13 protein-coding genes, 1 tRNA gene, 1 rRNA gene and 1 pseudogene are annotated in these 14,900 nt (G+C 45.1%); 8 read left to right on the top strand and 8 right to left on the bottom strand.

Annotated features, from left to right (window positions below):
• The 4 genes from rrf to L5L97_RS21715 all read left to right on the top strand — a co-directional run.
• Positions 1–88, top strand: a 5S ribosomal RNA gene (rrf, locus tag L5L97_RS21730); the annotation flags it as partial.
• A gap of 36 nt (positions 89–124) precedes the next feature.
• A tRNA-Asp gene (locus L5L97_RS21725) sits at positions 125–201 on the top strand.
• A gap of 335 nt (positions 202–536) precedes the next feature.
• The gene (locus tag L5L97_RS21720; RefSeq protein ID WP_173242460.1) at positions 537–791 is read left to right on the top strand and encodes a YkgJ family cysteine cluster protein; all 255 of its coding nucleotides are present in this window, start codon (positions 537–539) and stop codon (positions 789–791) included.
• A 22-nt stretch (positions 792–813) separates the two neighbouring features.
• On the top strand, positions 814–1,269 hold the full coding sequence (locus tag L5L97_RS21715; RefSeq protein ID WP_105250838.1) for an Rrf2 family transcriptional regulator: 456 nt from the start codon (positions 814–816) through the stop codon (positions 1,267–1,269).
• On the opposite strand, the gene L5L97_RS21710 is transcribed toward L5L97_RS21715, so the two are convergent.
• Genes L5L97_RS21710 through gpmM form a run of 4 tightly spaced genes read right to left on the bottom strand, consistent with a single transcriptional unit; the run spans position 1,244 to position 5,938 of the window.
• Entirely contained in the window at positions 1,244–1,999 is a 756-nt protein-coding gene (locus tag L5L97_RS21710) for a divergent polysaccharide deacetylase family protein (RefSeq protein WP_105250839.1), read from the bottom strand. The two genes, L5L97_RS21715 and L5L97_RS21710, sit on opposite strands and share 26 nt — an antisense overlap.
• Before the next feature lie 9 nt (positions 2,000–2,008).
• Positions 2,009–3,217, bottom strand: coding sequence for a S41 family peptidase (locus L5L97_RS21705; protein WP_263183948.1), 1,209 nt, complete (start codon positions 3,215–3,217; stop codon positions 2,009–2,011).
• 32 nt (positions 3,218–3,249) lie between these two features.
• On the bottom strand, positions 3,250–4,383 hold the full coding sequence (locus L5L97_RS21700; protein WP_263183947.1) for a murein hydrolase activator EnvC family protein: 1,134 nt from the start codon (positions 4,381–4,383) through the stop codon (positions 3,250–3,252).
• A gap of 10 nt (positions 4,384–4,393) precedes the next feature.
• A complete protein-coding gene (gene gpmM, locus L5L97_RS21695; RefSeq protein WP_105250842.1) occupies positions 4,394–5,938 on the bottom strand; it encodes a 2,3-bisphosphoglycerate-independent phosphoglycerate mutase in 1,545 nt (514 codons plus the stop codon).
• A 267-nt stretch (positions 5,939–6,205) separates the two neighbouring features.
• Between gpmM and L5L97_RS21690 the strand changes: the two genes are divergently transcribed.
• From L5L97_RS21690 to L5L97_RS21675, 4 genes are all read left to right on the top strand, one after another.
• A complete protein-coding gene (locus tag L5L97_RS21690) occupies positions 6,206–6,640 on the top strand; it encodes a rhodanese-like domain-containing protein (RefSeq protein WP_105253030.1) in 435 nt (144 codons plus the stop codon).
• Between the two features lie 295 nt (positions 6,641–6,935).
• Positions 6,936–7,421, top strand: a complete 486-nt coding sequence (secB, locus tag L5L97_RS21685) for a protein-export chaperone SecB (RefSeq protein WP_006083777.1) — start codon at positions 6,936–6,938, stop codon at positions 7,419–7,421.
• Between the two features lie 4 nt (positions 7,422–7,425).
• Entirely contained in the window at positions 7,426–8,442 is a 1,017-nt protein-coding gene (gpsA, locus tag L5L97_RS21680) for an NAD(P)H-dependent glycerol-3-phosphate dehydrogenase (protein WP_173497252.1), read from the top strand.
• Positions 8,443–8,687: 245 nt separating this feature from the next.
• Positions 8,688–9,872, top strand: coding sequence for an NAD(P)/FAD-dependent oxidoreductase (locus L5L97_RS21675; protein ID WP_263183946.1), 1,185 nt, complete (start codon positions 8,688–8,690; stop codon positions 9,870–9,872).
• A 100-nt stretch (positions 9,873–9,972) separates the two neighbouring features.
• On the opposite strand, the gene L5L97_RS21670 is transcribed toward L5L97_RS21675, so the two are convergent.
• The 4 genes and pseudogenes from L5L97_RS21670 to L5L97_RS21655 form a co-directional block, all read right to left on the bottom strand.
• Positions 9,973–10,833, bottom strand: coding sequence for an HNH endonuclease (locus L5L97_RS21670; RefSeq protein WP_263183945.1), 861 nt, complete (start codon positions 10,831–10,833; stop codon positions 9,973–9,975).
• Positions 10,830–12,380 carry an AAA family ATPase gene (locus tag L5L97_RS21665; protein ID WP_263183944.1) on the bottom strand — a complete coding sequence of 517 codons (1,551 nt, stop codon included), beginning with the start codon at positions 12,378–12,380 and terminating at the stop codon, positions 10,830–10,832. The genes L5L97_RS21670 and L5L97_RS21665 overlap by 4 nt, the downstream gene beginning before the upstream one ends.
• 423 nt (positions 12,381–12,803) lie before the next feature.
• A pseudogene (locus L5L97_RS21660) lies at positions 12,804–14,167 on the bottom strand (TrkH family potassium uptake protein).
• Position 14,168: 1 nt separating this feature from the next.
• Positions 14,169–14,870 (bottom strand): potassium channel family protein, encoded by a 702-nt coding sequence (locus L5L97_RS21655; RefSeq protein ID WP_263183943.1) that lies wholly within the window; start codon positions 14,868–14,870, stop codon positions 14,169–14,171.
• Between the last annotated feature and the right edge of the window lie 30 nt (positions 14,871–14,900).

The following is a 14,900-nucleotide window of genomic DNA, read 5'->3' as shown; positions in this document are numbered from 1 at the left end:
CTGATCCCATCCCGAACTCAGAAGTGAAACGCAAACGCGCCGATGGTAGTGTGGGGTCTCCCCATGTGAGAGTAGGTCATCGCCAAGCGCCTAATTTAGGTTAACGTGTAGACGTTAAGCTAAAGGAGCGGTAGTTCAGTTGGTTAGAATACCGGCCTGTCACGCCGGGGGTCGCGGGTTCGAGTCCCGTCCGCTCCGCCAACATTAAGAGATAAGCCTCATCGAAAGATGAGGCTTTTTTCGTTATGGCGTCGCGGATAATTCGTGTCAGTGACGCACATGCTTCGGGCTCGAAGTATGTGGTTATCCTTATACTCGGCCATCATGTAGATGAAATCCTTATCAGAATATGACGCTTTCGCTTCAATGTTAAAAATCAAAACCTACTTTTTTGCCGATCTTTATTCCACTTTATCGATAGTGTTTCTTTCACGTTCTGAAAACCTCCTGTGCGCGACTTGGCAGTATTGACCTGTGACACTGATCTCGGACAAATTAAACGGTATAATGCCTTATGTCTTTCATGAGTAACGAAAATGAATTGTCGTCTTGGGTGTGGTGCTTGTTGTATTGCGCCTTCAATAAGCAGCAGTATTCCGGGTATGCCAAAGGGTAAGGCGGCGGGTGAGCGTTGTGTGCAATTGAGCGATGCCAATTTATGTTTGATTTTCGGCTCGCCTGATCGTCCTGCGGTTTGTAGTGATTTCGATGCATCTGAAGATGTTTGTGGTCATTCGAACGAAGAGGCGCTTTGGTTGATTACCCAACTCGAATCTCAGACCTCTCATTAAGTTTATCGCTGACAGGTGAAATATGCAGTTAACTCGTTATACCGATTTTGGCGTTCGTACCCTGATGTATTTAGCGGTTCAGCCAGATAGAACAACTTTATTTAGGATTGCTGAAATTACGCAGGTGTTTGATCTGTCACCAAATCATGTTTCTAAGATAGTGCATCATTTAGGCAAGATGGGTTACCTTGAAACCATCCGCGGTAAGATGGGTGGTTTCCGTTTGGGTAAGCCTGCGAGTGAGATTAACCTAGGCCAGTTAGTTCGAGTATTAGAAAACTCACTCGCACCGATTGATTGCAGCAAACCTTACTGCCGATTTACACCAGCCTGTAAGCTTAAAGGCGTGTTAGCCCAAGCTGTTGAAGCTTATTTGAATGTGCTGGATCAATATACTTTGCTGGATATTGTGAGTAACCGTGATGAGTTAGTCGCCTTGCTGCCAGACTTTTCTATTTCAGTACTGCAACTGGATTAGTACCACTTTTAAGTGCAATACCGATGGGGAGCAAACTCGATGCTGGCACCAGATCAATCCCCTCGGTTTTAAGTCTGTGTAGGTTAGCCTCCAAGAAGCGCATAGTTTCCGGATAAGGATGGGCAATCGCCACCAAGCTACCTTGGGTATGTGCCTGACTTATCATTAAGTTAAATTGTCTCTCGAGTGCATTGGCACTAGTATCATTGTCTAGAAACAGTTGGCGTTTTAGTAAAGGAATGCCTAGCTTATCTGCGTTATCCCCAGCCTTAGTGAATCGTGTTGTCATACTATCGACAAAATACAGCTGCTTTTGTTTGAGTGTTTCCATGACCCAGAGCATGGGATCGTCCAGTTGAGTTAATAGACTCCCCATGTGGTTATTGGCACCTTTGGCAAAGGGAACGCTGTTAATCGCATCAATAACACTGGTGCGAATTTGTGCCTCAGTCATTGTATTGGTTAACCCCCCCAGCCCTAATGTCTTACCATTAAGCGCCTGCATGGGAAGATGTAGCATAATTTCGTGGCCTTTTTGGTGTCCTGCGTTAGCGAGTTCTTTGCCAAGTGGGGTATGAGGTAATACTGAGAGTGTTACTGTACTGGGCAGTGCCAGCACGGCTTTATCTGTATGACGATAACCTATGTCATCAATAATGAGTGCAAGCTGGGCTGCATAGCTTTGAGAAATGCTTAGGGCCAATAGGGCCAAGGAATAAAGTAAGCGCACAATTTCTTCTTATTCGTCATGGTGCTGTATCCATGTAATGGCAGAGGTCACTTGATGATCTTGGGCCAGTGATGCATGGGCTGATAGGGCGTCGATTATAGCTAAATTACCAACGCCGGAACCAGTTTCGGCGGCAATTTTTATGTCGGGGATGATCCCAATGTTGTGAATGTTTTCACCTCTAGGAGTATTGTACTGGGCAATTGTGAGTTTAATCGCGTTACCATCTTCTAAGATGGGGATCAGGCTTTGTACTGTACCTTTGCCAAAACTGGTCTCACCTAAGAGTTTGGCACGACCATTTTCTTGTAATGCGGCGGCGAGAACTTCGGATGCAGAGGCCGAGCCTTTGTTGATTAACACTAGCATAGGCACGTTAGTCAGCATGGTTTGCGGTGAGGCATAGTAGTCAGAGTTGGCGTCGAAGAAGCGGCCAGAGGTCGAGACTATGCGTCCTTTGGCGAGAAAGAGATCCGCAATTTTAACCGCTTGGTCGAGTAGGCCGCCGGGATTATTACGTAGATCTAAGATGAGTCCTGTGAGTGGTTTGTTTTGCCATTGGCTGAGCGAGCGCACCATATCTTCGGTAGAGTTTTCTTGGAAGTTGCTTAATCTGACATAGCCAATATTGCCATCAAGCAGTTGAGTGCTGACTGACTCTATAGTGATATTGCTTGGCTTGAGTGACACTTTAAAGGTGGCATCGTCATTACTGTGTTTTAGCTCTAAGTTAATACTCTGATTATTGAGACTATGTCTTTTTATTTCAGTAAGGATATCGGCTAGATTCGTTTCAGTCGCCAGGGTGTCGTTAAGTTTAATAATAATATCGCCCGCACGTATTCCCGCTTGCTCTGCGGGAGAATGGGCAAAGGGGGCTATGATGCTAATGTGGTCTTTTTGGGCCGCGACTTCGAAACCGAAACCAAAATACTCGCCGCGATTAGAATCTTTAAGATCGAGTAATTCTTGATGATTCAGGAAGCTGGAATAGGGGTCGAGATGTTCAAAAATGCCTTTGATGGCGGCCAGCACTAGCTCTTCTTTGGGAACGGTTTTGATATAGTAAGTTTCAACCGTTTCAAGTACATCTTGTAGTAATGGATAGTCAAAGTTGTCGCGGTAGGATTTAGCATTCTCTTGGCTGGAGAGGCTGATGGATAGGCCTAAAGTGAGACCTAATCCAACGCAACTGATATAGCGGATCATGTATTTCATAACGGTCCCCTGTGATAAGGGGACCGTTATGATTAGCGACAGTATTTCGCTGGATCGACGGCTTGCCCTTTATGCCTTATTTCAAAGTATAGGCCAGGCTCGCTCTGTCCACCTGAACGTCCGACTAAAGCAATCGCTTCACCGCTTTTTACCATCTCACCTGGGCTTTTTAGTAGGGTTTGAGCGTGACCGTAAAGACTCATATAACCTTTACCGTGATCGATGACCATAACAAGACCAAAACCGCGTAACCAGTCGGCATAAATGACTTTACCACCTGAAACGGCTCGAATATTTTGCCCTTCTGGTGCAGACAACATAGTGCCTTTCCACACTACTTGACCGGAACGTTGGCTACCAAAGCTAGCACTCACACGACCTTTAGTTGGCCATTTAAGTTTGCCACTTTGTTTACCAAAGCCTTCCATCGAGGGGTTATCTTTCATGGCCCGCAGCGCTTGTTCAACGACGCGCTTTAAGCTGGCCTCTTCAATTTGCAACTGCTCAAGCTCTGCACCCTTAGAATTTAAGGTGCGTTGCAGCTCTTTGATAGTCAGTTGACGCTGATCTTGCTCTTGGCTCAAACGTTTAGCTTGTACTTGTTGTTCGGCTACGAGTTTCGTTAATTGCTTTTGTTTACTCGTTTGCGACACCTTGATCTCATCTAGCTCAGTCAAGGTTTGCTTTAATTCGTTGATCGACTTCATCCGCGCTTTATTGAGGTATTGGTAATAAGCCAACATACGCTCGATAGTGGCGGGACTTTGCTGATTAAGCATCATCTTAGTGTAATCGTGATTACCGGCAAGATAGGCGCTCGACAGCTGTTTCGACAGTGTTTGTTGTTGAGTCACTTTAAGCGTTTCTAACTCATCTTGACGTTGTTTTAGCTCGGCAAGTTTAGTGTCGATTTGCGCTAAGCTATTTTTGGTGCTGTTGACTTTTTTGGCCGCTGACGCAATCGCTTCTTCATCGCTACGCAGCAATGACAGCAGCTTTTCTCTTTGTTTACTGGTGGTTTTTAATGCGCTTTGTTGTTGATTTATTTGCGTTTGGATTGATTTTAACTCGGACTTACGCTTCTCCAAATCAGAAGCGTGTGCCGAGAAAGATAACATCATAAAGCCAGCAATAAGGCTGGCTTTAACAAGGAGTCGAGTGCTCACTAGGTAACGGTTACTCTTTTATGTGGATTAAGGGTTTGCCCGTCATCTCAGCTGGAATGGCTTCGCCGATCAAGGTCAAGATGGTAGGTGCAACATCGCTGAGTTTACCACCTTCATCTATGGTCGCATCGCGTCCAACAAAGACGAAAGGCACGAGTTCACTGGTGTGGGCCGTGTGAGCCTGACCTGTGGTTTCGTCGGTCATTTGCTCGGCATTGCCGTGGTCGGCGGTAATAATACATTCTCCGCCCACTTTCGCCAGCGCATCAACCACACGGCCGATACAAGCGTCGACAGCTTCACAAGCTTTAACGGCGGCATCGAAATTACCTGTGTGGCCAACCATGTCACCATTGGGGTAGTTACAGATGATCACGTCGTACTTAGTTGATTCAATTGCTGCGACTAACTTGTCAGTCAGCTCAGCTGAACTCATCTCAGGCTGTAGATCGTAAGTTGCCACTTTAGGCGAGTTGATTAGGATGCGATCTTCTCCCTCGAATGGCTCTTCTTTACCGCCGTTAAAGAAGAAAGTCACATGGGCGTATTTCTCAGTTTCAGAGATACGCAGCTGAGTACGACCTTGTTTCTGCAGCACTTCACCTAAGGTATTCACTAAGTTTTCAGATGGATAAGCGATAGGTGCTGTGATGTCGCCAGCATACTCAGTCAAAGTGACAAAGTGCATTTTCGGCATAACAGCACGTTCGAAACCATCGAAGTCTGGGTGAATAAAGCTACGAGTGATTTGACGGGCGCGGTCAGCACGGAAGTTCATAAAAATCAGGGCATCGCCGTCTTTTAAGGTCGCAACTTGACCGTTGGCATCTGTGATCGCCGATGAAGAAACGAATTCGTCGTTTTCGTTACGTTCGTAAGCCGCTTCCAATGCTGTAACGGCATTGTCGTATTGGAATTTTGACTTGCCTTGGGTGATTAAATCGTAGGCTTGCGACACGCGATCCCAACGATTATCCCTGTCCATAGCAAAGTAACGACCAATAATCGATGCGATACGGCCATGGCCTAATGTAGTAAACAGATCATCAAAATGGCTCAAGCTACCCTTAGCGCTGCGCGGTGGCGTATCGCGTCCGTCGAGGAAAGCGTGCAGATAAACCTGAGTTGCACCGCGCGCAACGGCCATACGACACATAGCTTCGATATGCTCTTCATGGCTGTGGACGCCACCGGGGGAAAGCAAGCCCATAATGTGCACAGCTCCGCCAGCTTTGATGGCTGAGTCTACCGCATCACATAGTGCAGGATTTTTTTCAAACTCATGATCTGCAATGGCTTTACTGATACGAGTGAGTTCTTGATAAACCACACGGCCAGAGCCTAAGTTAATATGGCCAACTTCAGAATTTCCCATCTGGCCATCAGGTAAGCCAACATCTAAGCCAGAACCTGAAATCAAACTATGGGGATATTTAGCGTTGAGACGGTCGAGTACCGGAGTCTTGGCGTGGAAAATCGCATTATTATGCGTGTTTTCACGGTAGCCCCAGCCATCGAGGATCAACAACGCGAGCGGACGTTTAGCTGTCGTCATAGTGATACCTTTAAGTTTTATAGAAGCGATAGAAATCTGAAATTGGTCAAATATTACTACGTTAGCGGGGTATGAAAAAGCGCTTTACCCCGATTAAGGTCATCGAATCACTAATTCGCCCGATTCTGTGAGTGGCTTGTGACAAGTACAGAGTCAATTGCACTAAAAGTGCGATCTCGAACTGTGACTAAACTGCTGCATTCTGCCAAGGCAATCGGTATACTCTGTGCCCTTATCGAATTTTCGCCATTTATGCGGGCAATCATCATGCAAGAATATATCGAATTTTTTAAAGCTCACTCAATGCTCAGTCTGGCTTGGGTGGGATTATTTGTTGTGCTTGTCGCGAGTATCATCAAATCGAGCATGTCAAAAATCAAAAGTATTTCTCATCAAGAATTAACGATTATGGTGAACAGACAGGATGCTAAAGTGGTTGATGTGCGCTCGAATGACGAGTTCCGCAAGGGCCATATTGTTGATGCACTTAACGTTACGCTCGCCGATATTAAAAATAATCAGATATCAGCCCTTGAAAAGTATAAAGCCAGTCCCATTATATTGGTATGCAATGCTGGCATGACCTCGTCTCAAGCCGCTCAGCTTTTGAGTAAGCAAGGTTTTGAAAACCTGTACAACTTGAAAGGTGGTATGGGTGAATGGCAGGCAGCAAATATGCCTGTTTCAAAAAGCAAAAGATAAGTTGTCGGCGGCAGTTATGATTTAAGCTGCACTCAATCCACGGGATAGTGCAGTAATAAAGTCATCATTGTTTGGCATACTGATCCTACGGTCGCTAAGGGCTTAATGTAAGTTTTTAGACTGGTTCGATCGATACCCGAATATGGGTACAAGTTGGGATGATACTGAGATCTGATATAGGCCTTGAGTAACATAAGCCCCGAGCCAATTTACGTTCAAATAGTAATTGGCTTTCAAATAATAATTGGCTTTCAACGAAAAGCCGATACAACATTGATAGGATAGGTAGGAAATTATGGCTGAAGTAGCAAACAACGAACAACAAGCCCCACAATTCAACATCCAACGTGTTTACACTAAAGATGTGTCTTTCGAAACGCCTAACAGCCCAGCGGTATTCCAAAAAGAATGGAACCCAGAAGTTAAGTTAGATTTAGACACGCGCAGCGCTAAATTAGCTGATGATGTGTATGAAGTTGTCCTGTCTTTAACTGTGACTGCACAAAACGGTGGCGATACCGCTTTCCTATGTGAAGTACAACAAGCCGGTATCTTCTCTATCACTGGTCTGACTGAGCCACAACTGGCCCATTCATTAGGTGCATACTGCCCTAACATCCTATTCCCATATGCTCGCGAAACCGTGGGCAGCTTAGTTGGTCGTGGTACTTTCCCACAACTGAACTTAGCACCTGTTAACTTCGATGCGCTGTTTGCCCAATACGTGCAACAACGTCAAGCTGCTGCGACTGCACCAGCTGCCGAAGAAGCTAACGCTTAATTACATGAAAAACTCTGCCGATATCACGGTATTAGGGGCGGGCTCTTATGGCTCCGCCCTTGCCATTTCTTTAGCCAGCAACGGTCATAAGACCTTGTTATGGGGACACGATCCTGTCCACATGCAAACGCTCGCTCAAGACAAGTGCAACCAAGCTTTTTTGCCTGGTATTGCGTTTCCTGATTGTTTACAGATCGAAGCCGATTTAGCCAAAGCCTTAGCCGCCAGCAACAATGTGTTAGTGGTGGTGCCAAGCCATGTGTTTGGTACTGTGCTTGAGCAAGCTAAACCGTTACTCCGTAGCGATGCGCGCATCGTATGGGCAACGAAAGGGCTCGAGCCTGAAACCGGACGTTTGCTGCAAGATGTGGCCCGTGATGTGTTAGGTGAGCAATATCCGCTGGCGGTGTTATCTGGGCCGACCTTCGCGAAAGAATTAGCCATGGGTTTACCTACGGCCATTTCGGTTGCGGGCACTTGTCCTAAATTCACCAACGATCTCGTCGAGCTGTTACATAGCCCTAAACGTTTGCGGGTTTACGCCAACGACGACTTTACCGGACTGCAACTTGGCGGCGCGGTAAAGAACGTGATCGCGATTGGTGCGGGTATGTCCGACGGTATCGGCTTTGGTGCCAATGCCAGAACAGCCTTGATTACCCGTGGTTTAGTCGAATTGACGCGTTTAGGCGAAGCCTTAGGTGCCAATGCGGCTACCTTTATGGGGATGGCGGGATTAGGCGACTTAGTGTTGACCTGTACCGACAACCAATCCCGTAACCGTCGTTTCGGTTTAGCCTTAGGTAAAGGCTGTGATGTGATGACAGCACAGGCTGAAATTGGCCAAGTAGTTGAAGGTTATCGCAATACCAAAGAAGTGTTTACGCTTGCGAAACGCCTCGGGGTTGAAATGCCGATCACTGAGCAGATTTACCAAGTTTTGTATCAAGGTAAAGCGCCGGTCGATGCTGCTAAAGAGCTGCTCAGCAGAGAAAAGAAATCAGAAACGCCTACGCAATAAACGCGAGCCGTGATGATGCTGTAATGCCGAATAAAGGAAAGGGTGCTAAAATAGCGCCCTTTTTTATGCACGGAAGTATTTATCCCCGGTCGCCAGGGATGGTGAAAGAGGGGATTTGTGTCTAGCGTTTGAGCTTATCTTTGCTCCGTTTAGTTGTTGTATGACTTGCTTGCTAAAGGTTCGCGAGTTATCAAATTGCCCGTTGGCAGACAATACCAATCAATTTATCTGTGTGGAGTAAGAGCGTGAAACATCATGATGTCATTATTATCGGAGCCGGCGCCGCGGGATTAATGTGTGCAGCGACCGCAGGTTACCGAGGCCGTGATGTACTCGTACTCGACAATGCCAAGCAAGCTGGGCGTAAAATTCTCATCAGCGGCGGCGGGCGTTGTAACTTCACCAACCTTAAAGTCGAGCCCGCTAACTTCCTCTGTGGTAATCCTCACTTTGTTAAATCGGCACTCGCGCGTTATCCGTCGCAGCAGTTTATTGAATTGGTCGAGCGTCACGGCATTGAATACCACGAACGTGATCACGGCCAACTGTTTTGCAATGACTCGGCCAAAGAGATAGTCACTATGCTATTGACCGAGTGTGAATGGGCGGGCGTGACGATTAAGCTGCGTACCGATATTCTGGCCGTTAAAAAGACCGAGGCTGGGCGCTTTGAGCTCAACACCTCTAACGGCGAACTGAGCTGCGACTCACTGGTTATCGCCACTGGCGGCTTATCCATGCCTAAACTCGGTGCCACGCCTTACGGCTATCAACTGGCCGAGCAGTTTGGCCTAAAAGTATTGCCAACTCACGCGGGCCTGGTGCCTTTTACATGGCACAGTGAAGATAAAATTCGTTTCGAACCCTTGTCGGGTATAGCGGTTCCGAGCCGCATTACCGCCAAAGATGGCACTGCGTTCAGCGAAGCCTTACTCTTTACCCACCGCGGCTTATCTGGCCCTGCTATTTTGCAGATTTCTAACTATTGGAAGGCGGGCGAAACCATAGAAATCGATCTCTTGCCGAATATGGATTTGGCGCAATTGCTAGAGCAACAATTCTCCGCGCACCCTAAGCAAAGCCTGCGTAACACCCTCAGCCAGTGGTTACCTAAACGGCTGGTTGAAGTGCTATTCGATGAAGCTTTGTTGAACAAAGCCTTAAATCAGCTAGTGCACGCCGAGCGCGCAAAACTGGTGGATGATATACACCACTGGACAGTATTGATGAACGGTACTGAAGGCTACCGCACCGCCGAAGTGACCTTAGGTGGTATTGATAGTAATGAGTTGTCATCCAAAACCATGGAAGCCAGCAAAGTCGCAGGACTCTACTTTATTGGTGAAGTTATGGACGTAAGTGGTTGGTTAGGTGGGTTTAATTTTCAATGGGCCTGGGCATCTGGCGTGGCTGCAGGGCAAGCGGTGTAGTTATAAGAATGGAAATAAGACGAATAAAATCTTTTGGTGAAAACCCCTTAAAAAATCTATGATATTGATTATTAAGATTAAAATATTATCTTCGTTTTGGCTATTTAAAACCACCAGAACAATACCAATTGTTTTGCATTAGTGCTTGATATAAAGCTGTTCTCCAGCTGTTTACATGTTGCTGGTAGGTTCCTGCAAACTTCTTTCTCAGGGCTAGCTCAACACCTGTTTTTTCGCTAATTTGAAAGTCGATTTCTAGTTCACCACGCAAATTTGATAACTCGTCGCCTGCTTGAATGCAAAAGCGCTGTGCTAATTTAAAATCATCGAAATGGTTGGTAATTCTAGCTTGGTCATCTGCACTCCAACCTGTAGGAGGTTGAGCATAATACCTAATAGTCGCTGGACTAGTCTCTGTGACTCTAGCAAACAACCATTGTTCATTTATAAAATGAGCTTGATCAAAGTAAGGATGTATTGATTGCAGGCCTTTAGTTATAGCAATTCTAGCGCTTTTTCCTTTGTTACAATCAGCACAACTAGGCACTAAGTTATTAGGATGAATGGATAAAAGTGGGAATTTAGCTTTAGGTAAATAGTGATCCAACGTTGTGACTTGCCCGAAACCGCAAAAAGGACAAATGCGGAGTGGTGCTCGCATCATAATGTGATCATAATACTGCCGAGCTGGCTTTGCCGCAGGTACCATTTGAAATGTATAAAGTCCTTTGAGTTCGGCCTTAGTTACTTGTCCAGTAACTAAATCTGTATCGATACCATTAAAAGTATGTATTTGGTATAAATCAGAAGTAGAAGCTTTAGCATCAAAATCTTGAATAGCATTGTCTATTTGTGTATTAATAGCGTTGAGTTTTAGAGTTAAAGTTTGATCACTAATGCTTCCAACGCAGGTATTTAAAACATCACTAAAACTTAATTGAGGTTTTGGGATTACTCTCATATTAGTTCGCCTTTATGAGCAATTAGCGCCCTCAGGATTGCTTGTCCTTCATAACCTAACTGTCCATTGTAAAGTTCTGTAATCTCGTCAAAAGTTTTGCCTTCTTCGACAGATTCAATTAACAATGCATGGAAGCCCGATTTTGTTACTTCTAGACCAAATACTTCTCTCGTTAAAACTCCTACATTCTCACCAAAAGTTTCATTTTCAGGCCTAAAGGCTATACCTTCATTTCTCGTTCGCTCTAATTTCCACACGCAGTTACTAGGTACTTCTTGTAAAACAACGGGGGAGTGAGTGGCAATAATTGCAACTGCATTTCTATCAACTAGTAAGTCCGATAAAGCTCTTGTAAATGCAGATAGAAGAGGTGGATGCAGGTGACTTTCGGGCTCGTCAATTAGTACTAGAGTCTTTTCTTCTATTGTTTCGATAAGCTTTGTTAAAGTCAGTAAAACAATAGTATGTCCAGAACTCATACGGCTAACTAAATTGAGTGCTGACTTTTGTATTTCACCAAGTCTTACAAGTTGCCCTAAACGCGATAGATCCATATCTGCAAAATTGATATCGGATTCGAGGGTTTTTATTGCTCGTATCCAGCGCTGCTTTTTGCTATCTAAGCCAAAACAAACCAATAAACTATTAACGAAGTCATCTCTTAGTAGTTCAATATCTTTGAGCTCATTAGAGTTTATGTCACTATTTTTCTTAAGTCCTATATAAAAGTAACAGGTACCTAAAGATCTATCAGGCCTATCTTGGGGAGGAATGAAGGGATCAAACGCACTAAATGACACTGAAGATATACTACTGAAGTAATCTTTAGGGAGAGTAGTTTCTTGCCAAAAGTTTGCTTTTACATACAGAGCCCCAACTTCTTCTGGTTCTGCTTTTTCATCGATAACACTTTTTACAATATTATTGAGTAACGTTGTCTTACCAACGCCATTTCTTCCAATTAAGACATGAATATTACTTGATGGAAGAGAGCCTGGTGTTACTTTAAAACTTAAGTTTATCTGAGCACTTTTCTCGGTTTGTTGTTTTTGATATGAAAAATTAAATTCTGTGAGTGGTGCTTCGTTGTTTAATATTCTTGAGTACTGTCCATGAATAACAGAAACGCTGACTGACCTTAATAAAGATGTTTTAAATACGTTTTCCTTTACCGCAATATCAAAGCTTTTCTTTAAATATGCGACGTCTTTAAGCTTTTCAAGCAGTTGATTTCCTAAATCGTCACTTAGTAAGCTTCGGATATTTTTGTAATATTCTTCATCCTGTCCCAATGTGAAAGCTGACTCAGTCAAGGCCCCAAAAGTATCTGGAAGCTTTTCTGAAGCCCATCCTGGTTCTAGGCCTACAATGCCCAGTTTCAGGTTACCAATGTTATGCTGCGTTCCATATTCATCGGATACGATCAGATAAAAACTCGTTTTAAAATCGTAGTCATCCCAATTATCTTCGCATAAGTAGGCTATCAGTTTTCCCGTTTGTGTAGGACGCGGCGATCTGTATTTAATTTTTTTAAACGTTAATTCCACTTACATTTACCTAAAAGGGCATATAAGTGCTGAATCCCAAAAATTCAGACACCCAAAATAAAACAATAACATAATCCGCTTTAGGTTTGCCTTCAAGAAACATTGCCGAAAGTTGCTTTAATGAGATCCATTAAAAGTGTCTGTATGGCAAATGAGGTGTCAAATTGAGCCAATTCATTCAAAAATGCTGTGTTCAAGTAGATAAGTATAATGCCAACGCAGCCTCCTCTGCGGTGAAAGTTCTCTCCTAATCTGCATCATTATCATATAGAGTAACTGGTCGATCACGTTTTCAAAGAAACAAAATGCAGGGTGAACTAACTATTATATTAATGCTCTTTTGTGCCAGTGATTGATCGCCCACAGCTAAGCTGAGTTGAACCAATAGCGGCACTGACTTGCAGTGCCTGCCATTCAATTTATTTAACCAATCGCCAGTTTAGTTTCTGCGTAGCGCAGTTTCTTGGTCCTTGGGCTGGCGAGGAAGTAGGCGAGTACGAGTGGGCCGAGGCGACCCATGAACATTATAAAAATGATGATGGCTTGGCCTAGAGTCGTTAAGTTGCCTGTCAGACCTCGGGACAAACCGACTGTGCCCAGTGCCGATACGGCCTCAAAGACGATATCAATTAACGGTGCGTTTTCACTTAATACCAGTGCGAAGATGGCTAGCCAAGTAACGCCAATGGAGATCATGGTTAGCGCCAAGGCTTTGCTGACAGTGTCTTTGGGGATCTCGCGCTTAAATACATAAATGGCTTCATCGCGGCGTAAGTAGCCATAAGTAGCCAAGATGAGCACCATAAAAGTGACCACCTTAATACCGCTGGCGGTACTTAGTGAGCCGCCGCCAATAAACATCAATACCAGCATGAGTAGCGTTGTACCATCTTCGAGTTGGTCTATGGCTAGCGTATTAAAGCCTGCGGTGCGCGGTGTCACGGCTTGAAACCATGAGGCTAACCATTTCCCGAGTTCGCTTAAGGGCGCCAAGGTATTGGGGTTGTTGTACTCAATAAAGTAAATCGCAATTACGGCGACGGCGTTGATAATTATAGTGCCTGTGATCATCATGCGGCTGTAAACGCTGAGTTTTGACCAACGTTTGTTCCTACGAAGATCTATCCACACCGAGAATCCAAGGCCACCTATGATGAGCAGGCCCGTGATGGTGAGATTTATGACAGGATCGGCAACATAGGGCATTAGGCTGTCGGCACTGAGGGCAAAACCTGCGTTGTTAAAAGCGCTGATGGTGTAGAAAAAACCGTGGAATAAGCTGGTTTGCCAGCCGAGTTCCTGACTCCAGTACACGGAAAGAATGGCCATGCCTACGGCTTCAACCAATAAGGAAAACACTAACACTGATTTTGCCGTTGACACTAGAGTAGATGTATCTGTTTGATTAAAGCCTCTTTTGCGACTGTTTGGTGTAAAAAACCAATTCTGCCGCCAATGGCGATCAAGGTGACAATGGCAAAGGTCATCAGCCCAAGTCCACCGCATTGAATTAACAGCGCTATGACGATTTGCCCAAAGGGCGTAAAAACAGTGCCAGTATCGACAACGACAAGCCCTGTCACTGTTACCGCCGAGGTGGCCGTGAACAGACTTTGTAGCCACGTAATAGAGGATGCGGTTGCTATGGGCAGTTTGAGTAAGCAAGTGCCTAAGATGATCAATAATGCAAAGCTCACGCTTAGGATAAAGGGCGGTGCGCCTAACAGCTTTTTACTCGATTTGGGTTTATGCTCAATCGCCATGATGGAGGGATGCCATTGAACCAAGTTACACCAACCTTGGCGCTAGGTATTTGAGCTCAGTACGGCTACCGCAGAGCAGTAAGGCGTCATTCGTTTGCAGGATAAATTGACTATCAATTTTGCTGAAAACCGTCAGATCCCGCTTAACCATAATGGCGGCGACTTTGCCTTTAGGATTGCGTATCACATTGCTTTTTGTATCATCTTTAACATCATCCTGTGCAGCGCCGAGGAGTTGGCTGACAGTGGTTTGATCAAGGTGAGGCTTGATATGGATTTCGACCACATAGAGACCATCACCAATCGGCAGGAAATTGTTCACCATAGGATAGTTGAGTGACTGGGCGACACGTATGCCCATTTCTTCCTCTGGATGTATGATGCGGGCGACGCCGAGTTTAGAGACGATAGTGTGATGGGCTTTAGTGCTGGCCTTGACCCAAATGACTTCTACGCCTAGATTTTTCAGTGCCAAGGTGCACAGCAAACTTGACTGCATATCTTCGCCAATTGCGACCAGTACGGCTTCACTGTTTGCGAGGTCTAGCTCACGAAGTGCGGCTTCGTCGGAACAATCACAAATAACCGCTTCGGTTAAGTCTTCTACGTATTTTTCCACCATTTTAGGGTCACTATCCACGCCAGTGACCGTGTGGCCTAAGTGGATCAATTCTAGGCTAGCGGCGACACCAAATCGCCCTAAGCCAATAACGGTAAAATGTGCCATTAAAATATCCTTTTCTAATTTATAACAGAT

Origin of the sequence: Shewanella sp. SM71, from assembly GCF_025653905.1 — a bacterium.
Lineage (GTDB): Bacteria > Pseudomonadota > Gammaproteobacteria > Enterobacterales > Shewanellaceae > Shewanella > Shewanella oncorhynchi.
The sequence above is the reverse complement of the archived record's forward strand: the minus strand, read 5'-3'. Positions and strand labels throughout refer to the sequence as shown.